Here is a 21,060-nt window from a genome sequence, read left to right as displayed (position 1 = left end):
CGCTTCTCTCAAAATTCTTTATTCTCAAATGATTTTGTTCCAAGCACCATAAACACTACATAGTATAGCATACATAAAAGCAATTGAATCAGCACACATTTCCCCCTCCCTGTACTGCTGATACTTAACACTTCTGTAGTCTCCAAAATATCTTCTGATAACTGATAAATATAATTCATCGGATTAATATATTTTACAAATGAATACGTCAGCACGTGATTGCAAACCAAAGATGCAACAAAAGAAATCACTATCGTTATAATCGGTTTATATCTTGTCCCAATACACAATGCAAGCTGTGGAATAAAGAAAAACGTATACATATATATCAAAAGCAAAAGACATAATAAATCTGCTACATTATTTCCAAATATTTTTCCTGATGTATAAATGCTGCCGTTATTCGCGATTCCAAAATAAATAGCCAGCATTACAATAATTGTAATCACAAAGAAAACCGCAGTAATAACTTGTAACGCTAAGCTTTTACCTATAAACAAATTTCTCCTGTTCCTTATTCTCACAGTGAACAAAGAAATACTTTTATTGTCAATTTCACCTGATAACATTTGAGTTCCCAAAAAAGCTGTCACAACCGGGCCAATAAAAAGAACTGTTGTTGTTACAAGTTGCAATGTTATCCAAAATAAAGCATTCTGATTTTTTACTCCTTCATACATTTCGTTTCTCATACCGATCGCATAAATAAATCCAATGGCTACAATTACAGCAACCGCCAAGATATCATTACGCTTTAAAAATTTTAACAATTCAATTTTTATGATATGCAATATCGATATTTTCATAGCCATTCTCCTCAAACAGATCATATAAAGATTTGCGTTCTATTTCTAAATCCAAAACGTCAATACTTAATTCATCAAGTTTATCAAGAACCTGTTTTAAATCTTCGACATGTTCAATCAATATATTGTCTTTATCAACTTTTACCCCTGACTTTTCAACTTCTTCCGGGTTCAAAGATCGGTCACATTGAACAACATATTTTTTGCTGTATTCCATCACGCCATCAAATTTCTTTTCACCGTTATCTATTAAGACCACCCGATCACATATTTCCTCAACATCTTCCAAGTCGTGGCTTGAAAACAATATTCCCACTTTTTCATCGTGCGCTTTTTCCAGAAGGATTCTTTTAAATATATTTTTCCCTATTGGATCCAATCCCACAAACGGTTCATCCAGTATAAGAAACTCCGGATTGTTTAAAAGAGCTTGCGCCAGCCCCAACCTTTGTTTCATTCCAAAAGAAAATGCTTTTGTCTTTTCTTTTGATTTCTTTTCTAATCCAACCGCATTCAACAGATTATCTATTTTTGCTTTCGGAACTTTTCCCCCCAATGTTTTGATTAATATATCCAAATTCTCATATGCATTCATATAGGGAATAAAAGTAGGCTCAATCAGTATTCCGAATTCATTAAGCCTTGAATTGTCTTTAAGTAGCGTATCGCCTTTATAAACTATATCTCCCCCTGTAGGAAAAACATTCCCTGCAATACTGTTTAAAAGAGTAGTTTTCCCTGCTCCGTTTTTTCCTAAAAGAGCAACTATCTCCCCTGCATTAACTTTAAAATTTACACCTTTGAGCGCTTTGAATCCGCCATAATCTTTCTTTAAATTTCTGATCTCTAACAAAGACATATTCTCACCTCTGAAAATTTATATAAGAATACTATCATTAGAAATCAGCTTTTATTCTGTATTGTAATTTTTGGTATAGAACCGAGTAATAAATGGCAAAAAAGACACTTCTTAGAATCTCTTCTAAAAAGTGTCTTCAATAATTTACTTATATACTGATTACTCAGCTACGTAAGGCATAAGTGCAAGGTGTCTTGCTCTCTTGATTGCTGAAGTAAGCTCTCTCTGGTGCTTAGCGCAGTTTCCAGTGATTCTTCTGGGAAGAATCTTGCCGCTCTCAGAAACGAACTTCTTAAGCTTAGCTGTATCCTTATAATCAATTACGTTATCTTTTCCGCAAAATACACAAACTTTCTTTCTTCTGTGCATTCCGCCCTTTCTCCTCATAGGAGCATCGGATTTATCAGACTTTGTGAAAGCCATTATAATATTCCTCCTTCAATTAATTGAACGGCAGCTCCTCGTCAATTCCGTCGGGAATATTCATGAAGCCGTCGCCGGCTGCAGAAGGTGCGGGCTCTCCTTGGGGAGCAACGCCTCCAAATGATCCTCCGTTGGAGGATGCTGCATTCTTGGATTCAGCGAATTCCTGATCCTCTGCAACTACATCAGTTGTGTATACCTTAACGCCATCCTTATTGGTATAACTACCTGTCTGGATACGTCCTGTTACGATAACCTTAGTGCCCTTCTTAAGATATTTCTCAGCAAACTCGCCGGCTCTTCCAAAAGCTACGATACCGATGAAATCAGCTGTCTGAGCATCCTGTTGATCTCTTCTTGCAAATCTTCTATCCACAGCAAGTGTATATCTTGCTACAGCCATAGGCTCATTGCCCTGTGAATATCTTACGTCGGGATCTCTTGTTAAACGTCCCATTAGTATAACTTTGTTCATATTTTCGTCCTCTTCTATTTAAGCCTCGTTCTTAACGCATAAATATCTGATGACACCGTCCATAATACGCATGCGAGCTTCAATCTCTGCAGGAGTTGTTGCTTCGCCATCGAACTGGATGAAATAGTAGAAGCCTTCTGTCATCTTCTCGATTTCATAAGCAAGCTTCTTCTTTCCCCACTCATCAATATTGGTAATCTGACCACCATGCTTCTCGATAGTCTTCTTAACCTTCTCGATGACTGCTGTTCTGGCATCGTCTTCGATCTTTGCACTAACAACAACGGCTAATTCGTATTTGTTCATGCTATTTGTTACCTCCTTTTGGTCTCTGGCTACTTGTATCAGTCAAGCAGCAAGGAATTTATCACAGAATAATATGCTATCATATATATGTTCCAAATGCAAGCATTTTATCGTATCCCTTTAATGCTCTTTTCCAATGTTTTCCTGGAAATCATTACCTGATGACCGCAACCAAGGCATTTGATTCGAAAGTCCGCACCTACACGCAAAACTTCCCATTCAAAACTACCGCAAGGATGTTGTTTCTTAAGTTTTATTATATTTCCAACCTGAATATCCATTAAATCTGATCCAAAATCTCCCCTATTGCACCCTGTACTACCAGATCAGCCTGTCTGTCCCTCGGTGTAGCCGACTTGTTGATAAGAACAAGCTTATTTCCCCTGTAATAGTCAATAAGTCCTGCCGCCGGATAAACAGCCAGTGAAGTTCCACCAATTATAAGGACATCAGCATTACTGATATACTCAACAGCTTTCTGCATTATCCCCATATCAAGGCCTTCTTCATACAAGACCACATCAGGCTTTATCCTGCCGCCACAACTGCATACGGGAACTCCTTCCGCATTGGCCATGTAGTCAAAATCATAGAACTTACCGCATTTTTCGCAATAATTTCTATGTACGCTTCCGTGAAGTTCCAGAACTTCTTTACTACCGGCAGCCTGGTGAAGGCCGTCAATATTCTGTGTAATAACAGCACGGAGTTTACCTTGCTTTTCAAGTTCGGCAAGCTTAAGATGCGCTTTATTGGGCTTAACCCCAGTAATGAGAAGTTTATCCTTATAGAATCTAAAGAACTCTTCAGGCATTCTCATATAAAATGTATGACTTAAAATCTGCTCCGGAGGGTACTTGTACTGCTGATGATAAAGACCGTCTTCGCTCCTGAAATCAGGAACACCGCTCTCTGTCGATACTCCCGCACCACCAAAAAAGACAATATTATTCGAACCGTCAACTATTTCTTTTAACTCTTTTACAGCTTCGTCCATATTATCCCCCTTCATTATTTATGTATGATCAAAAACCTGCTTTCTTAAGAAGCGCAGCCAAAGATGTTGTTGCATCTCCGTCACTTGGATATTCAATCTTTTCTTCTGTAATCTCAGTCGCAGCTATATCTTCAAGCGCTTTCATACTAAGACTAAGCTTTCCGTCTTTAATTGAAATAACTTTGACTTTTACCTTCTGTCCGACTTTAAGAACAGCTGAAGGATGTGCAATTCTGTTGTTACAGATCTGAGAAATATGAACAAGTCCGCTAAGACCGTTACCCAAATCAACAAATGCACCGTAATTCTGCAAACTCTCAACTGTTCCCTCAGTAACAAGGCCAACTTCTACGTTAGAGACCATTTCTTTTCTCTTAAGATCAGCCTGTTCTTTGAGATAATCTTTAGCTGAAAGAACAAGTTTTCCATTCTCTTCATCAGAAGTAATTACTCTAACCTTAGCAGTCTTTCCAACATAATCAGCAAGTTTGTCTTCTTCCACAAAAGAAAGATCAAGCTTAGATGCCGGAATAAATCCTCTTATTCCTTCAAGGAAAGCCACTGCTCCGCCTTTAACAGCTTCAGATATCTTAACATCAACATACTCCCCGGATTCAAGTAATGCATTAAGCTTATCCCATGCAAGAACTTCATTTGCTCTTCTCTTGGACAAAAGAATATTTCCTTCTCCGTCGTCTGTTGAAATAACAGTAGCAAATACTTCATCTCCGACATTTATATCTCTATGTATAGAAAACTTGGGATCATCACTAAGCTCCTCAAGCCTTATTATTCCCTGAGTATAATATTTAATATCCAAAATAACTTCGGTATCATTTACACCGATAACAGTTCCGTCAATAATATCTCCTTCCTTTATCTTTCTGAAGGAGCTCTCAATCTCCTTGCTAAAATCTTTCATCGTTTCTTCTGCCATAAACTAACCTCCAAATAAATCAGATAAAAAGATTATAGCACAAAAAAACTGTGAATATTTAATACTCACAGTTTTTAGAGGTGACAGGCGGATTTGAACCGCCGCTCAAGGTGTTGCAGACCTATGCCTTACCGCTTGGCTATGTCACCAAATATGTAATTGATAATGAATCTTAGTGACTCCGACGAGAATCGAACTCGTGTTACCGCCGTGAAAGGGCGATGTCTTGACCGCTTGACCACGGAGCCATATTACAGACCGTAGTTACAGTCTTCATTAGTACCAAACTTCCTTTGCTTAGTACTTAGCTCCCCCTGTCGGACTCGAACCAACGACACTTCGGTTAACAGCCGAATGCTCTACCGACTGAGCTAAGGAGGATTATCGGTACATCTAAAAATAAAGAGCCGTTTTACGACTCTCATTGTACCTTCAAAACCGAACACTGAATTATCTCTTCCAGATTTATCTATACACCTATCTTTTGGATAAGCCCTCGACCTATTAGTACACATCAGCTGAACATGTTACCATGCTTACACCTTGTGCCTATCTAACCTCGTACTCTACAAGGGGTCTTACTGCTAAAGCAGGGATATCTCATCTTGAGGGGGGCTTCACGCTTAGATGCCTTCAGCGTTTATCCCGTCCGGACGTGGCTACCCAGCCTTATGCATCTGGCGATGCAGCTGATACACCAGCGGTCCGTCCATCCCGGTCCTCTCGTACTAAGGACAGCTCCTCTCAGATATCCTACGCCCGCGCCGGATAGGGACCGAACTGTCTCACGACGTTCTGAACCCAGCTCGCGTACCGCTTTAATGGGCGAACAGCCCAACCCTTGGGACCTGCTACAGCCCCAGGATGCGATGAGCCGACATCGAGGTGCCAAACCACTCCGTCGATGTGAACTCTTGGGAGTGATAAGCCTGTTATCCCCAGGGTAGCTTTTATCCGTTGAGCGATGGCAATCCCACTTTCATACCACCGGATCACTAAGTCCTACTTTCGTATCTGTTCCACCCGTCGGTGTCACAGTCAGGCTCCCTTCTGCCTTTGCACTCTACGAATGGTTTCCGTCCATTCTGAAGGAACCTTTGAGCGCCTCCGATACTCTTTCGGAGGCGACCGCCCCAGTCAAACTCCCCGGCAGACATTGTCCCCGGACCAGGTAATGGTCCTTGGTTAGAAGCCCAGCATCATAAGGGTGGTATCCCAACAGCGACTCATATGCAGCTGACGCCACATACTCAAAGTCTCCCACCTATCCTGTACATATAATACCGGACCCCAGTATCAACCTGGAGTAAAGCTCCATGGGGTCTTTCCGTCCTGGCGCGGGTAACCAGCATCTTCACTGGTACTTCAATTTCACCGGGTGCATTGCCGAGACAGTGCTCAAATCATTACGCCTTTCGTGCGGGTCGGAACTTACCCGACAAGGAATTTCGCTACCTTAGGACCGTTATAGTTACGGCCGCCGTTTACTGGGGCTTAAATTCAAAGCTTCGATTGCTCTAACCTCTCCTCTTAACCTTCCAGCACCGGGCAGGCGTCAGCCCATATACCTCACCTTTCGGTTTCGCATAGACCTGTGTTTTTGCTAAACAGTTGCTTGAGCCTCTTCTCTGCGGCCTGATTGCTCAGGCTCCCCTTATCCCGAAGTTACGGGGACATTTTGCCGAGTTCCTTAACAATGCTTCTCCCGTCGGCCTTAGGATTCTCTCCTCATCCACCTGTGTCGGTTTACGGTACGGGTTGTATATACGCTATAGTGGCTTTTCTTGGCAGTCATATCTGATGCTTCACTACTATAATTCGTTCCCCCTTGCGGGACCGGTTCTTCCTTCCCCGGCTCATCCCTTTTGCCTGCGTCCCCACAGTTCTGATATATACAAGTGCAGGAATATCAACCTGCTGTCCATCGCCTACGCCTCTTCGGCCTCAGCTTAGGTCCCGACTTCCCCAGGGCAGATCAGCTTTACCCTGGAATCCTTGGATATTCGGCCTGAAGGATTCTCACCTTCATCTCGCTACTCATTCCGGCATTCTCTCTTCACAGCGCTCCGCTGCTCCTTTCGGTACAGTTTCTACGCCCCTGTGAATGCTCCCCTACCGATCATATGTACCCGTAGATACATACCATCCCTAGGCTTCGGTGTCGTGTTTCAGCCCCGGTAATTTTCGGCGCAGGACCTCTCGGCTAGTGAGCTATTACGCACTCTTTGAATGTGTGGCTGCTTCTGAGCCAACATCCTAGCTGTCTATGAAATCCCACATCCTTTTCCACTTAACACGTACTTTGGGACCTTAGCCGTAGATCTGGGCTCTTTCCCTTTTGACTACCCAACTTATCTCGTGTAGTCTGACTCCTGTTCACCACCTTATTGGCATTCGGAGTTTGATAATCTTTGGTAAGCGGTGAAGCCCCCGCGGATATTCAGTGCTCTACCTCCAAAAGGTTTGATACAGGGCTAGCCCTAAAGCTATTTCGGGGAGAACCAGCTATCTCCGAGTTCGATTGGAATTTCTCCCCTATCCACAGCTCATCACCACCCTTTTCAACGGATGTGTGTTCGGACCTCCACAGCCTTTTACGGCCGCTTCATCCTGTCCATGGATAGATCACCCGGTTTCGGGTCTATGTATAAAGACTAGTCGCCCTATTCAGACTCGGTCTCCCTTCGGCTATTCACCTTAAGTGCTTAACCTCGCCTCCATACATAACTCGCCGGACCGTTCTACAAAAAGTACGCGATCACACTTCATTTAGATAGTGCTTTCGCAGCTTGCAGGCACAGGGTTTCAGGTTCTCTTTCACTCCCCTCCCGGGGTCCTTTTCACCTTTCCCTCACGGTACTATTCGCTATCGGTCACTAAGGAGTATTTAGCCTTACGGGGTGGTCCCCGCACGTTCAGACAAGGTTTCACGTGTCTCGTCCTACTCTGGATACTGTCTCGCTTCAGTCGCTTTCGTATACGAGGCTTTCACTCTCTCTGGCAGGGACTTTCCATTCCCTTTCTACTAGCAACTTCCATCGATTATACAGTCCGAACCCCAGGGAGCAAGCTCTCTGGTTTGGGCTCTTCCGCGTTCGCTCGCCGCTACTTACGGAATCACTTTTGTTTTCTCTTCCTCCGGCTACTTAGATGTTTCAGTTCACCGGGTTCCCTCTTTAAACCTATGGATTCAGTTTAAAGTGACAGAGGTCTTCTCTGCCGGGTTGCCCCATTCAGATATCTGCGGGTCATAGATTATTTGCATCTCACCGCAGCTTTTCGCAGCTTATCACGTCTTTCATCGGCTCTTAGTGCCAAGGCATCCGCCCTGCGCCCTACATAGCTTAACCATTTTTTACTTACCGTCTCCGGTAAGCGGTTAGCTGTATAGAATCAGTCGTATCTTTCGATAACTATTCTCTGATATAAGTGATATAGCGTTATCACTTTATATCTACTAAAATCTTGATTGTTTCTGGATTTTTCGATGTCTTTTAATCGTAGTTTCTGATTAAAATCTTTCATTCAGTATTCGGTTTTCAAGGTACAAATCGTCAGCTTTTGCTGACTAATGGAGATGGAGAGATTCGAACTCTTGACCCCCTGCTTGCAAGGCAGGTGCTCTCCCAACTGAGCTACACCCCCATTTAATCCGGCAGCCACCTAGCCTCCCATGCAGTTGCCCACATAGTACTTTCGGCCGCTATGGTCTTAACCGTCGTGTTCGGGATGGGAACGGGTGTTACCCCATAGCGCATCACCACCGGAAATTTCGTGAAGCTTTGGTAAGTGCAATCTGTATGATTGTGGCAGTTTCAAGCTTGCTTGATAATCTGACATAATCATGCAGATTATAAGCGGCCTTGCCGCGACCGAGGAACCTTGTTCCGAGGTGTCACTTACTACTTGACCTCTAGACAGTAATACAACTCCTTACTTCGATTCCGCTTTTTTCCTTAGAAAGGAGGTGATCCAGCCGCAGGTTCTCCTACGGCTACCTTGTTACGACTTCACCCCAGTTATCAGACCTGCCTTCGACGGCTCTCTCCTTACGGTTAAGTCACCGGCTTCGGGCATTTCCGACTCCCATGGTGTGACGGGCGGTGTGTACAAGACCCGGGAACGTATTCACCGCAGCATGCTGATCTGCGATTACTAGCGATTCCAGCTTCGTGCAGGCGGGTTGCAGCCTACAGTCCGAACTGGGTCGTTATTTTTGAGATTTGCTCACCCTCGCGGGGTCGCGTCCCTTTGTTACGACATTGTAGCACGTGTGTGGCCCAGATCATAAGGGGCATGATGATTTGACGTCATCCCCACCTTCCTCCAGGTTATCCCTGGCAGTCTCCATAGAGTTCCCATCTTACTGCTGGCTACTATGGACAAGGGTTGCGCTCGTTGCGGGACTTAACCCAACATCTCACGACACGAGCTGACGACAACCATGCACCACCTGTCTCGGATGCTCCGAAGAGCTACAGGCATTACCCTGTATTCATCCGGATCTCAAGATCTGGTAAGGTTCTTCGCGTTGCTTCGAATTAAACCACATGCTCCACCGCTTGTGCGGGTCCCCGTCAATTCCTTTGAGTTTCATTCTTGCGAACGTACTCCCCAGGTGGAATACTTATTGCGTTAGCGACGGCACTGAATGTCTATGACACCCAACACCTAGTATTCATCGTTTACCGCGTGGACTACCAGGGTATCTAATCCTGTTTGCTCCCCACGCCTTCGAGCCTCAACGTCAGTTGCTGTCCAGTAAGCCGCCTTCGCCACCGATGTTCCTCCTAATATCTACGCATTTCACCGCTACACTAGGAATTCCGCTTACCTCTCCAGTACTCTAGCCTAACAGTTTCCAAAGCAAGCCCACGGTTGAGCCGTGGGGTTTCACTTCAGACTTGCTAAGCCGTCTGCGCTCCCTTTACACCCAGTAAATCCGGATAACGCTTGCCCCCTACGTATTACCGCGGCTGCTGGCACGTAGTTAGCCGGGGCTTCTTAGTCAGGTACCGTCATCTCTCTTACGAGTCTTTCTTCCCTGCTGATAGAGCTTTACATACCGAAATACTTCTTCACTCACGCGGCGTCGCTGCATCAGAGTTTCCTCCATTGTGCAATATCCCCCACTGCTGCCTCCCGTAGGAGTTTGGGCCGTGTCTCAGTCCCAATGTGGCCGTCCGCCCTCTCAGGCCGGCTACAGATCGTCGCTTTGGTAGGCCGTTACCCTGCCAACTGGCTAATCTGACGCGGGCCCATCTCATACCACCGGAGTTTTTCACACTGTATCATGCGATACCGTGCGCTTATGCGGTATTAACAGTCGTTTCCAGCTGTTATCCCCCAGTATGAGGCAGGTTGCCCACGCGTTACTCACCCGTCCGCCACTAAGATTTAACAAGAATCTGCCGAAGCTTCATCAGCGTTAAATCTCCGTTCGACTTGCATGTGTTAGGCACGCCGCCAGCGTTCATCCTGAGCCAGGATCGAACTCTCACGTTTAAAAGTTTAATCCGGCTAAGAACTTAAGCTTGGCTTTTCGTTCTGTCCGTTAATTTACATTTTTTTTCTGAATTATTCTCTTGGAATCTTTCAGGGTTGCATTACTGTTTATTTGTCAAAGTGCTTTGTTTGCGCTGTCCTCAGCGACAGCTTACTTAGAATATCACAGGGTATAGGCCGTGTCAACACCTTTTTTAAAATTTTTTGATTATTTTATAAAACTTTTTAAAAATTGGTCTTTAAAACTCCCAAAAGCCTCTCCCCATGCGGCCTGGAGGGTTGTCAAGAGTTTTATATCAGTAATGTATTCTATCAGGTATAAAATCGCAATTGCTTCAATCAATCCAAGCACCGCTCCAAGAATCCTGTCAAAGCTTCCCAGCACAGGTATTTCCTTCATTTTCCGAAGGTTTTCCCCGATCGCGGTCATTACTCTGTAAACAACGAACGCCACAATCAGATATCCAATCTTTGGAATTATGCCTCCAAAGCTCTTATCCAGGACATTTTCCATTATGCCCATAATAAAATACACCGATGCAAATGTCGCCAAGACAGCAATTAAGCCTGCCGCTTCCGCAACCAGGCCAATATTTGATCCGTATGATATTCTCCATAAAATAATACAGACTACCGCAACTGTAATTACAATCTGTGAAATGTCTATACTCATAATAATCCTCTGTCCGTGCTTCTTAATACAAGCACAACAATATAAACTCACTTAAGTACCAATGTATCAATGCTTTCTCTTGTTGCCAAAATGAAATTACTCTTTGAACCTGTAGGTATCATTGTCCTTACCGGTTCTTCAAATGTTCCCTGATACTTGACTCTTCCGTTCATATCTTTTATCAGATAATCATTTTGATTATAGATAACAATCTGCTTATTACTAAAAATAATATCCGCGCCGTCGATATCATAATATGTGGTCAACACGTGATTTCCCGCCGTGTTATACACTTCAAGCCTGTATGCTCCCTTATCGGAACCTTCAGCAAACACAAGTCCGACATAAGAATCACTGTAACGCACAGATCTTATTTCATCGTTCTCTATTGTTTCCTCCGCCTGCTTCTCAGGTTTCTGCGATCCTGAATAGAACATGATCTTGTCATTGGAAACTGAAAATGACTTATCAGAGTCAAAAAACTGAACAAAAGGAGCAACGGAATTATTATAATTGTAAGAGCTGACCAGATTATCTTCTACATTTTTTCCAACATCGCCAAAATTATAAAAAGCAACTTTCGATATTATATTTCCATCTTCAGGTCCGAGGTACGATACGCACACAAGCTGACCGTTCGGAGAAATACTGATCTTCTGCGGATATCCATAATCTTTCATTGTTGTTCTGAATCTGGCAAGTTCTTCACCTTGCGCGCTGTAAAGATATATCCAGGCAACGTCTTCTCCGTCAAGAACCGCAGCAACCACACCCTGCGATGACACGCAAAAATCTCTCATAGGCATGTTTATATCCACTTTTCCCAACAGACCGTTGATATCGCCCACATAGATCTCGTGGCCGTTATCATCTCCGATAGCTATGGTATTGGCGCATGTTCTTGCTTTTGGATTCTGCATCTGATACGGCTGAGTCCAAAGTGCCTTTCCGGATGAATCATAGCAACTCACGCCGTCCTTACTGCACCGCACCATGTGTCCGCCGAGACTTACTATCTTAGTATCGTCTTCAATAGATATAGGCACGCCTTTTACCGTAATCGCTTCAGAATACACCTTGTCACGCCAACTTATGTATATGACCGAGATCATAACCGTACAAAATACGATAAGAACCACCGCTCTTATAAAAACTTTAAGCTTGTGGCTCCTGATTTTTTCTTTGTAAGAGGTCTGCCTGTCAGATGCACCGCTCTTTTTCCTGCTATTCAATTTACCAGCATATGTACTAAAGTCACGTACTTCTGCCAAGACAAACCTCCATAATATCAGCTTCGCAAAAAGCTTTTTTCTAATTTATCAGAATTATACGAACTGATAGATTGTTGTTGTATCATAAACCTTATCAGGGCCAAAAACAGGCTTAGGGAAACCTTCCTGATTGATAGAGTTGGGATAGAACTGTGTCTCAAGGCACACTCCTTCTCTGCTCTTATAGCTTACTCCACCCTTGCAATTTTCTCCGCTAAGGAAGTTCCCTGCATAGAGCTGAACACCCGGAAGATCGGTGAAGCACTTCATTGTGATACCTGTCTGAGCTGATGAAAGAACAGCGATCTCATTGATAGAACCGTCAGCATTATCAACAACATAGTTGTGATCGTATCCGCCAACAGCCTTAAGCTGCTCGTTATCTGCATTGATATCTTTTCCGATAGTCTTCTCTGCAAGGAAATCAAAAGGTGTTCCGACAACACTTGCAATCTCGCCTGTAGGAATAGCTGCAGAATCGATTACAGGTGTATAGTGTGACGCATTAAGCTTAAGTGTATGATCAAGGATCGATCCCTGACCGTTCAAGTTAAAGTATGCGTGATTTGTCATATTGATAAGTGTATTTGCATCACTTGTTGCATTGTAATGGATAGACAATGAATTGTCGTCTGAAAGAGAATATGTAACTTCAAATACTCTGTTTCCGGCAAATCCAAGGTCGCCATCCTCTGATTTAAGAGTGAATTTAACGCTGTCATCACCTTCTACGGCATCCCATACTCTCTTATGGAATCCATTATTCATATCTGTGTGAAGGTTATTGGGTCCATCATTAACAGGAAGAGAGAATTCTTTTCCGTCAATCTTGTACTTAGCTTCGCAGATTCTGTTAGCTGTAGGTCCTACAGTCGATCCGAGGAAGCATGAGTTCTCAAGATATCCGGCAAGATCGTCATATCCAAGAACAACGTCAACAACCTTTCCATCCTTATCAGGTACAAAAATATTCTTGATAGTAACTCCGAAGTTGATAACAACAACCTCAACATTGTTCTTGTTTGAGATATGGTACTCAAACACCTGCTCCTTATTTGGTGTTTCTCCAAATAACACTTTTTTTACTGCCATTTTTTACATTACCTCCATAATTCGTGAACATTACAGTTCTGTTCTACCTTCCAAAGCCCTGAGCAAAGTAACTTCATCAATATATTCCAAGTCTCCGCCTACAGGAACACCACTGGCTATTCTCGTAACTTTAATGCCTGTGGGTTTGATCAGCTTACTTATATACATTGCTGTTGTTTCACCTTCAAGACTTGAATTGGTCGCTACAATAACTTCCTCAACATCTTCTGTCTGAAGCCTCTGCATAAGCTCAGCCAGTCTTATATCCCCCGGACCAATTCCCAACATCGGGGAAATCGCACCATGCAGTACATGATACACCCCTTCGTACTTCCCGGTTTTCTCATATGCCGCCAGATCTCTGGCATTTTCCACAACCATAATAATCTTGTGATTTCTGTTCTGATTACCGCATATAGGGCAGATGTCTTCATCGGTAAGAGTACAGCACACTTTGCAGTAATGCACATTTTCTCTCGCACTTGTTATTGAATCGGCAAGCTTTTTTACCCTGTCCTTAGGGAGATTGATTATATAAAAAGCAAGCCTCTGCGCCGATTTGCCACCTATTCCCGGCAGGGAAGCAAGTTCATCTATCAGCCGATTAATATGTCCGCTGTAAAGATCCATCAGAAAGGAAATCCTCCGCCTAATCCGCCTGTCATCTTGCCGATCATGGCTCCGCTTGCTTCGTCAGCCTGCTTCATAGCCTCGTTAACTGCGGCAACTATCATATCCTGAAGCATCTCAACATCATCGGGATCAACCGCATCAGGTGATATAACAACGCTCTTTAAAGTCTTATTTCCATATACAGTCGCCTCTACAGCACCGCCGCCGGATTTGGCAGTGAATTCTTTGGTCTCAAGTTCTTTCTGACTCTCCTCCATCTGACGCTGCATTCTCTGCGCCTGTTTCATAAGATTGTTCATGTTTCCGGGCATTCCGCCTCCGGGGAAACCGCCTCTTTTAGCCATTTCTAGTTCTCCTTTTCTTCATCTTCTGTAACTATATCAAAATTTATAGCTTGCAAATTTACGAAGTTTTCTTCAAAAGTCTGCTGTGGCTCAACATAGCGCGTCTCAAATGCCACATGCTTGCCGATAGAATTATCAAGAACATTTTGAAGATCCTCAGCCGACTGTCCCGAAGAATATTTATCGGCGAGTTGCTTGTTGTCAAAAACAATCTGCAGTGCATCGTTGTTTCCAAGACTCAACTTTGCTCTCTGCAGGTAGGTCTTCATGGGATTTTCCATTCCCGCGATAACCCTCGGCCAATTCGAAACAATTCGCTTTATATCATCGGGAACAGCCCTGTCCAGCACCTTCTTTTCCCTTACAATATCAGGACTCCCGGAGGCGGCCGCAGCACTCGTTGTAACAGCGATCTGTCCACCCTGAATTCCCTTTAACAGCTTCGAATTCTCTTCGGCATTCTTCTCCAGGATCCTAAGCCTGTCCTCGAGCGAATCTTCACCCGGCTCCATCTGCGGCTTACACATCTTGATAAGAGTTATTTCTATAAGTACCCTCTTCTGCGTAGCAAAGCGCAGCTGAGAAGAAAGTTCGGAAAAAATTCTGATATATCTAAGAAGAACGTCTACATCAACGCCTTCTGCCTGTTCCTTCAGCACTTTCAGGTTATCGGTGGAAATATCAACAACATCTTCCATCTGATCCGAAGCCTGAATAAGCATAAGATTGCGCAGATACCAGACAAAATCATTTACAAACTGCGAAAGCTCTCGTCCCTGAACGACTACATCTGCCAATATCTTGAGTGCTTCATCCGCGTTCTGACTATATATTGCGGAAAAGAGCTTGCTAAACACCTCAGTGTCAACGGCTCCGAGCACATTCAGCACCTTATCGTAGGTAAGCTCTTCGCCATAATTAAACGCAACGCACTGATCAAGTAGACTCAGAGAATCTCTCATAGATCCGTCTGCAGTCTTTGCAATATATCTGAGCGCCCTCTCCTCGACCGTGATTCCTTCCGAATCAACAACTTCTCTGAGGCGCTGCTCAATACTGTCCACTGTAATCCTATGGAAGTCATATCTCTGACATCTTGAAAGAATTGTGATAGGAATCTTATGAACTTCCGTTGTTGCCAGAATAAACATTACATATGACGGAGGTTCCTCCAGAGTTTTCAAAAGCGCGTTAAAAGCACCCGTAGACAACATGTGAACCTCGTCTATGATGTACACTTTGCGCTTTCCCTTTGTCGGAGAATAAGAAACTTCGTCTATAATCTCTCTTACATTATCAACACCGTTGTTCGACGCAGCATCGATCTCTATCACATTCATGCTGTTTCCGGCGGCAATCTCCCTGCACATCTCGCATTCACCACAGGGGCTTCCGTCTATCGGATGTTCACAATTTACGGCTTTTGCCAGAATCTTGGCAACAGAAGTCTTACCTGTTCCGCGTGTTCCGCAAAACAGGTAAGCGTGTCCGACTCTGTCAGATCTGATCTGATTTTTCAGCGTGGTTACTATATGATCCTGTCCTTTTACATCTTCAAAAACAGGTGGTCTGAATTTTCTGTATAATGCAACATAACTCATCTAAAATAATTGCTCCAAACAAAACTTTTTTATTGCTTAATCTCCGAAGCAAACTCCCAAAGCCTTGGCCTCTTTGATTATTCCGGCATCAGGTGCCACAGATTTAAGCTTGCCCGCAATTTCCTTAAGCGGAACCTTAACTATCTCTCTGTTCTTGTAAGCCACCATATATCCGTACTGCTTTTTAAGCACAAGCCAGCCGGCTTCCGCACCGAGTCTCGATGCAAAAACTCTGTCATAAGGATCAGGCGCTCCACCTCTTTGCATGTGGCCGGGAACGGTAACTCTTACTTCGTGTCCGGTCTTTTTCTGGATCGCATCGGCAATCTCATATGAAACAGAAGGATATTTGCGGTTTGCTACCTTCTCTTTATATTCTTTCTTGGAAAGTTTGGCGTCCTTCTTGGAAATCGCGCCCTCTGCAACCGCGATAATGGTAAATCTGCTGCCGTGCTCATCACGAGCTCTTATCGCATTGCACACCTTGTCTATATCATAAGGAATCTCAGGTATAAGGACTACATCCGCTCCGCCCGCAATTCCTGCGTTAAGAGTAAGCCAGCCTACCTTATGTCCCATTACTTCAATGATAAATACTCGTCCGTGCGAATCGGCCGTAGTATGGATGTTATCAATTACGCCCGTCGCAATATCAACCGCACTCTGGAAGCCGAATGTCATATCCGTTCCCCACAGATCGTTGTCGATAGTCTTCGGAAGAGAAACAATATTAAGTCCTTCTTCGCTCAAAAGATTCGCAGTCTTCTGTGAACCGTTTCCTCCGAGTATCACGAGACAATCCAGCTTTAACTTGTAATAGTTCTGCTTCATTGCCTCAACTTTATCAAGTCCGTTCTCATCCGGATCCTTGATCGTCTTAAAAGGTGTTCTCGAACTTCCGAGTATTGTGCCACCTTTTGTAAGTATGCCCGAAAAATCCCTGGAAGTAAGCATACGAAAATCGCCGTATATAAGCCCTTTGTAGCCATTCAAAAAACCGTAGAACTCAACTTCTTCTCCGCTATTGGCGATGCATTTCACAACACCTCTCATAGCAGCATTCAAAGCCTGACAGTCACCACCGCTGGTCAACATCCCGATTCTAATCATAATGAATAGGCCTCCTCCTATTTTTTATCGCATACTACCGTTAATTATACAAAATAATATTCCCAATGCCAAGTTAATACCGATTGACGAAGGCCTGTATAATAAGTATAATGTAAAACGTTCTGGAGTCGTATCAAAGTGGTCGTAATGAGGCGCACTCGAAATGCGTTTGTCCTTTTTGGGCACGAGGGTTCGAATCCCTCCGACTCCGCTATATTGTAAAAATGCTGTTTTAATCAGTAATAAGAATTGGTTTGTTTGATCATGGTAATATTTTACCATGAAAAAAGAGAAGTAATTGGCTGTTTCCAGCTATCACTTCTCTTTTTTTCATGGACTGATTATTTCACAGCCCCTTTGAATGGCAAAAGCACATTTCCCACTATACATTCATGCGGACTACTTAAGGAATGCATCGGGAATGTACAATTTAACTGAGTTTGAATAGATAACAAAAAGAATTATCAGGAACATCAATATTACTGCAGAGTATAGATACAGCATAGCGTTCTTGTTTCTCTTATATTTCTCAAATACAATACCGAATACCATACAGAGCACCACTATTCCAAAGATAAGATAGATGCCGATTCCAAGCATTGCTTTTATCATTGTAAAGAATATTGCAAGTATTATGCAGGGAATCATAAATGCTGACTTGATACCCGCAATCGCAACAGCTTCCTTAAACTCGATATCGATATTCATAGCTCTTCCTGCGGCAAACATAAGAAGTGCAAATACTACCGCAAGCAAAGCAGAGAACAACATGGCAAGGATAAAAGATCCTCCTGCCGAAAATGTATATCCTGACAGATCCATGAACGGAAATACCTGTTCCTGCATCTCATTGTTTATCTTACAAATAACTACAGCCACAAAAATTGATGAGAATATAATCTGAGCAACCATAAATATAAGCGCGGAAGTAAAATTCTTTCCTGCGGCAAAAGTTGCACCGTTGGTAACGGGCTTGCTGAACAAGTCAACAAATCTTGCAAATGCTTCAGATGCATCCTCTTTGATCGCAACAAAATCAACCTCAGGCTTCTTTGCAGAACGCTCCTTTTTACTCTTTACTTCCTTCTTGGCAGGTTCTTCCTTAACTTCCGCATTTGAAACAACACTGAATACCGGCTTGGTATTAACTAATCCTTCAGCCTTTGTTTCTACTGTCTCTTCAGCTTTTGCTTCGGCAGTCTCTTCTTTTACTTCAGAAGCTTCTTCTGTTGTTTCAGCTTTCATCTCAGCCTTCGGCTCTGCTTTAGCCTTTGCTCTTGTCTTTTTTACAGCCTTCTCTTCAAGTTTTTCCTCTGATGATTCCTCAAATGTCTTCATCTCCTCGGCAAATGTTTCGCTCTTCTTGGCACGTGTGGATTTTCTCTTAGGCTTAGCCTTACGCTCTTCCTCTCCGAATTCTCTTTTATCCATCATATCGAAAACTTTTCTTATCTCGTCATTGGCTTCACGTTTATTCTGCGCTTGCGCACATGTACAAAGTTCTCCGTCCGCAAGTTCTTTTCCACAATATTCGCATACACCCATCTGTATTACCTCCTGCTATCCATCCCCCTCTATCGCATGCCTTGAATAAAGTGTCTGATAGCCTGTTTCTAAATTGATAATTATACTTTACTTGTAAATTAACATTCCAAGTATACTTATGTTACCATTCTTGTTACCATTACGTCAATATGTATTTGTAATAATCTACGAAAAATAATACCGATCACAAGCAAATTCGCTTATAATCGGTATTTTAATAAAATTTTATTCTGTTAAAAAAGTGTTATCTATGTTCTTTCCACATGTCGCTTACAAAATACATCAGTGCCGACCACGTATATACTGAATAGAAGTGTCCTCTGTCATCCATTCCTTTTTTCAAAAGATCTTTTGCCTTAGCCTTATCAACAAAAACAAATCCGTCAAAGCACTCCTGCCCTTCAGCTCCCGACTGCGTAAGATCAGACAGATCGTGCCCCTTCAAAACGACTCCGACAAGAGCATTGCTCTCATCCGTCATTCCGGGAGTGCTGAACAAAAGCGGATTGATAACATATACTTCATCCCTTGATTCATCGACAACAATTCCCGTCTCCTCGTGGATTTCCCTGATTGCAGTAGTGATAACCGGAGAACCGCCGTCCTTATCTTCGGGATCTACAAGTCCCGCAGGAACTCCGAGCAAAAATCTTCCGACAGGATATCTGTACTCATATGAAAGAAGAAGCTTCGGCTCATCGCCGTCTTCAATAACCACTACACAGCTGACGGCATCGGGAACCATTTTCTTAAACTCTTCATCACTCTTAATAGAAGCAAGCTCATCAAGCGGCCTTCTTGTCGCATTAAAATAATGTCTTCCTTCATCGTACTGAAGATCAAAAACCCTGATAAACTTTTCATCGAACACGGGCTTAACTTTTTCTTTTGTAATCTTTGGTCCTTCCATATCGCACCTCACATCTGATGTCTTACTACTTTGTATTCATCATTGTCCTGATAATACGGACAATCCTTGTTGTTTCCGGACATAAGCCTATAATAATCATCTTCGTCCATATTGACCATGCATGTATAACATTCCCAGTCTTCGTCATAGACATAATTTGCACAAGTATCACAGATCATACAAAATCCTCTCTCATTGGATTAAAGATATCAAGAAGAACACCCTTCTCAAGACACACGCATCCGTGCTCGACGCTGTCTGTCTTAAGCATTGTATCCCCTGCTTTAACCACCTTTTTTACACCATCGATCTCAAATTCAAACTTTCCGCTCACAACATAAGTAATCTGCGTATGCGGATGGTGATGAAGGGCTCCTATAGCACCTTCCTCAAAAGTATTCTCAACGCACATCAGGTCTTTGCTGTACGCAAGAACCCTTCTCACTACGCCATTACCCTGATCCTCAGGCTTAACATCATCATAAAAAACCCATCTATCATCTAACATGAATATACCTCCAAAATAATTTTACAGAACAAACCTCTATCTCAAGATAACAAAGATAGAGATATGATTCCATTCTTTTTTACTTACGCAATAAAAATATAAACATATATAAATTGCATACTACTATCTGTCCAATTCTGCCAAAACTTCCAAATTTGCTTTCTCATACAAATTTAAAACATCAGGTTCAAATGATTTTTCTTTGTCAGGGACATACCATAATTGCATTTCAAAATAATTCTGCAACTTATCATCATTAAAAACATATCCATGTCTGGCATATATTTCATTTTTTATAATATGTATCATCAATTTAGGCATTTCTTCAAATTGTTCCTTTGAATACACAACACTATCTGTGGAAAGTAATGGTTCAAAAATCCACGAACCATCCGTAACCATCTGACTTTCTTTATATCCATTTACAAATTCATAATATTCCTTATCATTAACTATATTCTCTCGCTTTTTCTTCTCCTCCATAATCTGCTCCGCAGACCAATAAGATTGATATTTTTCTTCGCTTTCCTCATCAATCTCACATTGTTTTTCAGCATTCATATTACCTGAGTTCATTCTTTTTAAAGAAAAAGTACCATCTAACGCATATTCACTACTAACTTCATCATCTCTATCAATTTTCACAATTACTTCTTCTTGTGAAAGAAGCACTTCTATTGATCCATTATTTCCCCATCCATCATCTGTATAATCAAGCATAACTTTTCCATTCTCTATAACTCCGACTATATTTTCTATAGTAGCCACCCGCTGGCTCTCTGCTTGTTGATAAAAAACATTCCCTTTAAGTTCTCCATTGCTACTTTTTTCAATCGTGAATATCATTCCGCCATTAGCAACAATTTCATCATAAGTTTTTCCATCTGTGCTCCAAATACCCTCACACATAGCATAAGCATCCTGCATATATCATTGCTCTTGTATAATTCATTTTCTGAACAGCCCAGCAAAAATAACAAAAGCACATATCCAAACATCCACGCCTTTTTTCTTGTGATTCTTTGCATGATATCCCCCCACCATATATTAAACCAACTGAAACTT

At 42.6% G+C, this 21,060-nt stretch carries 20 protein-coding genes, 5 tRNA genes and 3 rRNA genes; 1 reads left to right on the top strand and 27 read right to left on the bottom strand.

What is annotated here, in order from left to right:
- Positions 1–8: 8 nt before the first annotated feature.
- The 22 genes from CD00_RS0113870 to CD00_RS0113765 all read right to left on the bottom strand — a co-directional run bounded on the left by CD00_RS0113870 (position 9) and on the right by CD00_RS0113765 (position 17,032).
- The gene (locus CD00_RS0113870; RefSeq protein WP_026656500.1) at positions 9–806 is read right to left on the bottom strand and encodes an ABC transporter permease; all 798 of its coding nucleotides are present in this window, start codon (positions 804–806) and stop codon (positions 9–11) included.
- Positions 772–1,659 (bottom strand): ABC transporter ATP-binding protein, encoded by an 888-nt coding sequence (locus tag CD00_RS18505; RefSeq protein ID WP_207640502.1) that lies wholly within the window; start codon positions 1,657–1,659, stop codon positions 772–774. The genes CD00_RS0113870 and CD00_RS18505 overlap by 35 nt, the downstream gene beginning before the upstream one ends.
- Before the next feature lie 165 nt (positions 1,660–1,824).
- Entirely contained in the window at positions 1,825–2,088 is a 264-nt protein-coding gene (rpsR, locus tag CD00_RS0113860) for a 30S ribosomal protein S18 (RefSeq protein WP_026489979.1), read from the bottom strand.
- A gap of 19 nt (positions 2,089–2,107) precedes the next feature.
- The gene (locus tag CD00_RS0113855; RefSeq protein ID WP_026656499.1) at positions 2,108–2,563 is read right to left on the bottom strand and encodes a single-stranded DNA-binding protein; all 456 of its coding nucleotides are present in this window, start codon (positions 2,561–2,563) and stop codon (positions 2,108–2,110) included.
- A gap of 18 nt (positions 2,564–2,581) precedes the next feature.
- The gene (gene rpsF / locus CD00_RS0113850; protein WP_026514351.1) at positions 2,582–2,869 is read right to left on the bottom strand and encodes a 30S ribosomal protein S6; all 288 of its coding nucleotides are present in this window, start codon (positions 2,867–2,869) and stop codon (positions 2,582–2,584) included.
- 107 nt (positions 2,870–2,976) lie between these two features.
- Positions 2,977–3,150 carry a DUF951 domain-containing protein gene (locus tag CD00_RS19920; protein ID WP_074461860.1) on the bottom strand — a complete coding sequence of 58 codons (174 nt, stop codon included), beginning with the start codon at positions 3,148–3,150 and terminating at the stop codon, positions 2,977–2,979.
- Entirely contained in the window at positions 3,150–3,866 is a 717-nt protein-coding gene (locus CD00_RS0113840) for an NAD-dependent protein deacylase (RefSeq protein ID WP_026656497.1), read from the bottom strand. Before CD00_RS0113840 ends, CD00_RS19920 begins: the two co-directional genes overlap by 1 nt.
- 28 nt (positions 3,867–3,894) lie before the next feature.
- Complete coding sequence (locus tag CD00_RS0113835) at positions 3,895–4,803, bottom strand: S1 RNA-binding domain-containing protein (RefSeq protein WP_026656496.1); 909 nt, start codon at positions 4,801–4,803, stop codon at positions 3,895–3,897.
- 78 nt (positions 4,804–4,881) lie between these two features.
- A tRNA-Cys gene (locus tag CD00_RS0113830) sits at positions 4,882–4,952 on the bottom strand.
- A 27-nt stretch (positions 4,953–4,979) separates the two neighbouring features.
- Positions 4,980–5,051: transfer RNA gene (locus CD00_RS0113825), tRNA-Glu, on the bottom strand.
- 60 nt (positions 5,052–5,111) lie between these two features.
- Positions 5,112–5,184 (bottom strand) — tRNA-Asn (locus CD00_RS0113820).
- A 103-nt stretch (positions 5,185–5,287) separates the two neighbouring features.
- Positions 5,288–8,153, bottom strand: a 23S ribosomal RNA gene (locus CD00_RS0113815).
- Between the two features lie 222 nt (positions 8,154–8,375).
- Positions 8,376–8,448 (bottom strand) — tRNA-Ala (locus tag CD00_RS0113810).
- 5 nt (positions 8,449–8,453) lie between these two features.
- Positions 8,454–8,571: ribosomal RNA gene (gene rrf / locus CD00_RS0113805) — 5S ribosomal RNA — on the bottom strand.
- 192 nt (positions 8,572–8,763) lie between these two features.
- Positions 8,764–10,308, bottom strand: a 16S ribosomal RNA gene (locus CD00_RS0113800).
- The 16S, 23S and 5S rRNA genes sit together here with 4 tRNA genes alongside, the layout of an rRNA operon.
- Before the next feature lie 208 nt (positions 10,309–10,516).
- On the bottom strand, positions 10,517–10,981 hold the full coding sequence (locus CD00_RS0113795) for a CvpA family protein (protein ID WP_026656495.1): 465 nt from the start codon (positions 10,979–10,981) through the stop codon (positions 10,517–10,519).
- A gap of 47 nt (positions 10,982–11,028) precedes the next feature.
- Complete coding sequence (locus CD00_RS0113790) at positions 11,029–12,252, bottom strand: DUF5711 family protein (RefSeq protein ID WP_026656494.1); 1,224 nt, start codon at positions 12,250–12,252, stop codon at positions 11,029–11,031.
- Positions 12,253–12,306: 54 nt separating this feature from the next.
- Entirely contained in the window at positions 12,307–13,344 is a 1,038-nt protein-coding gene (locus CD00_RS0113785) for an aldose epimerase family protein (RefSeq protein ID WP_026656493.1), read from the bottom strand.
- Between the two features lie 30 nt (positions 13,345–13,374).
- On the bottom strand, positions 13,375–13,974 hold the full coding sequence (gene recR / locus CD00_RS0113780; protein ID WP_026656492.1) for a recombination mediator RecR: 600 nt from the start codon (positions 13,972–13,974) through the stop codon (positions 13,375–13,377).
- A complete protein-coding gene (locus CD00_RS0113775; RefSeq protein WP_026656491.1) occupies positions 13,974–14,321 on the bottom strand; it encodes a YbaB/EbfC family nucleoid-associated protein in 348 nt (115 codons plus the stop codon). Before CD00_RS0113775 ends, recR begins: the two co-directional genes overlap by 1 nt.
- A 2-nt stretch (positions 14,322–14,323) precedes the next feature.
- Complete coding sequence (dnaX, locus tag CD00_RS0113770) at positions 14,324–15,922, bottom strand: DNA polymerase III subunit gamma/tau (RefSeq protein ID WP_026656489.1); 1,599 nt, start codon at positions 15,920–15,922, stop codon at positions 14,324–14,326.
- Positions 15,923–15,958: 36 nt separating this feature from the next.
- Entirely contained in the window at positions 15,959–17,032 is a 1,074-nt protein-coding gene (locus tag CD00_RS0113765) for a 6-phosphofructokinase (RefSeq protein ID WP_026656488.1), read from the bottom strand.
- 124 nt (positions 17,033–17,156) lie between these two features.
- Here CD00_RS0113765 and CD00_RS0113760 point away from each other — a divergent pair.
- Positions 17,157–17,243, top strand: a tRNA-Ser gene (locus CD00_RS0113760).
- Positions 17,244–17,431: 188 nt separating this feature from the next.
- Here CD00_RS0113760 and CD00_RS0113755 read toward each other — a convergent pair.
- The 5 genes from CD00_RS0113755 to CD00_RS0113735 form a co-directional block, all read right to left on the bottom strand.
- Positions 17,432–18,577, bottom strand: a complete 1,146-nt coding sequence (locus CD00_RS0113755) for a Yip1 family protein (protein ID WP_026656487.1) — start codon at positions 18,575–18,577, stop codon at positions 17,432–17,434.
- Positions 18,578–18,821: 244 nt separating this feature from the next.
- Positions 18,822–19,487, bottom strand: a complete 666-nt coding sequence (locus CD00_RS0113750; RefSeq protein ID WP_026656486.1) for an NUDIX hydrolase — start codon at positions 19,485–19,487, stop codon at positions 18,822–18,824.
- An 8-nt stretch (positions 19,488–19,495) separates the two neighbouring features.
- Positions 19,496–19,666, bottom strand: coding sequence for a DUF6472 family protein (locus CD00_RS20245; protein ID WP_175531841.1), 171 nt, complete (start codon positions 19,664–19,666; stop codon positions 19,496–19,498).
- Positions 19,663–19,995 carry a cupin domain-containing protein gene (locus tag CD00_RS0113740; protein ID WP_026656485.1) on the bottom strand — a complete coding sequence of 111 codons (333 nt, stop codon included), beginning with the start codon at positions 19,993–19,995 and terminating at the stop codon, positions 19,663–19,665. The genes CD00_RS20245 and CD00_RS0113740 overlap by 4 nt, the downstream gene beginning before the upstream one ends.
- 123 nt (positions 19,996–20,118) lie before the next feature.
- Complete coding sequence (locus tag CD00_RS0113735; RefSeq protein ID WP_026656484.1) at positions 20,119–20,922, bottom strand: YARHG domain-containing protein; 804 nt, start codon at positions 20,920–20,922, stop codon at positions 20,119–20,121.
- Between the last annotated feature and the right edge of the window lie 138 nt (positions 20,923–21,060).

This window comes from Butyrivibrio sp. AE3003 (assembly GCF_000686065.1).
Classification (GTDB): domain Bacteria; phylum Bacillota; class Clostridia; order Lachnospirales; family Lachnospiraceae; genus Butyrivibrio; species Butyrivibrio hungatei_A.
This window is presented reverse-complemented; position numbering and strand designations above follow the sequence as displayed.

Coding starts and splice junctions, on each gene's coding strand:
- CD00_RS0113755 (WP_026656487.1), bottom strand. CDS start 18,577: ATGGGTGTATGCGAATATTGTGGAAAAGAACTTGCGGACGGAGAACTT.
- rpsR (WP_026489979.1), bottom strand. CDS start 2,088: ATGGCTTTCACAAAGTCTGATAAATCCGATGCTCCTATGAGGAGAAAG.
- CD00_RS0113795 (WP_026656495.1), bottom strand. CDS start 10,981: ATGAGTATAGACATTTCACAGATTGTAATTACAGTTGCGGTAGTCTGT.
- CD00_RS0113855 (WP_026656499.1), bottom strand. CDS start 2,563: ATGAACAAAGTTATACTAATGGGACGTTTAACAAGAGATCCCGACGTA.
- CD00_RS0113740 (WP_026656485.1), bottom strand. CDS start 19,995: ATGTTAGATGATAGATGGGTTTTTTATGATGATGTTAAGCCTGAGGAT.
- CD00_RS0113835 (WP_026656496.1), bottom strand. CDS start 4,803: ATGGCAGAAGAAACGATGAAAGATTTTAGCAAGGAGATTGAGAGCTCC.
- CD00_RS19920 (WP_074461860.1), bottom strand. CDS start 3,150: ATGGATATTCAGGTTGGAAATATAATAAAACTTAAGAAACAACATCCT.
- rpsF (WP_026514351.1), bottom strand. CDS start 2,869: ATGAACAAATACGAATTAGCCGTTGTTGTTAGTGCAAAGATCGAAGAC.
- CD00_RS0113765 (WP_026656488.1), bottom strand. CDS start 17,032: ATGATTAGAATCGGGATGTTGACCAGCGGTGGTGACTGTCAGGCTTTG.
- CD00_RS0113775 (WP_026656491.1), bottom strand. CDS start 14,321: ATGGCTAAAAGAGGCGGTTTCCCCGGAGGCGGAATGCCCGGAAACATG.
- CD00_RS0113870 (WP_026656500.1), bottom strand. CDS start 806: ATGAAAATATCGATATTGCATATCATAAAAATTGAATTGTTAAAATTT.
- CD00_RS20245 (WP_175531841.1), bottom strand. CDS start 19,666: ATGATCTGTGATACTTGTGCAAATTATGTCTATGACGAAGACTGGGAA.
- recR (WP_026656492.1), bottom strand. CDS start 13,974: ATGGATCTTTACAGCGGACATATTAATCGGCTGATAGATGAACTTGCT.
- dnaX (WP_026656489.1), bottom strand. CDS start 15,922: ATGAGTTATGTTGCATTATACAGAAAATTCAGACCACCTGTTTTTGAA.
- CD00_RS0113840 (WP_026656497.1), bottom strand. CDS start 3,866: ATGGACGAAGCTGTAAAAGAGTTAAAAGAAATAGTTGACGGTTCGAAT.
- CD00_RS0113750 (WP_026656486.1), bottom strand. CDS start 19,487: ATGGAAGGACCAAAGATTACAAAAGAAAAAGTTAAGCCCGTGTTCGAT.
- CD00_RS0113735 (WP_026656484.1), bottom strand. CDS start 20,922: ATGCAGGATGCTTATGCTATGTGTGAGGGTATTTGGAGCACAGATGGA.
- CD00_RS0113785 (WP_026656493.1), bottom strand. CDS start 13,344: ATGGCAGTAAAAAAAGTGTTATTTGGAGAAACACCAAATAAGGAGCAG.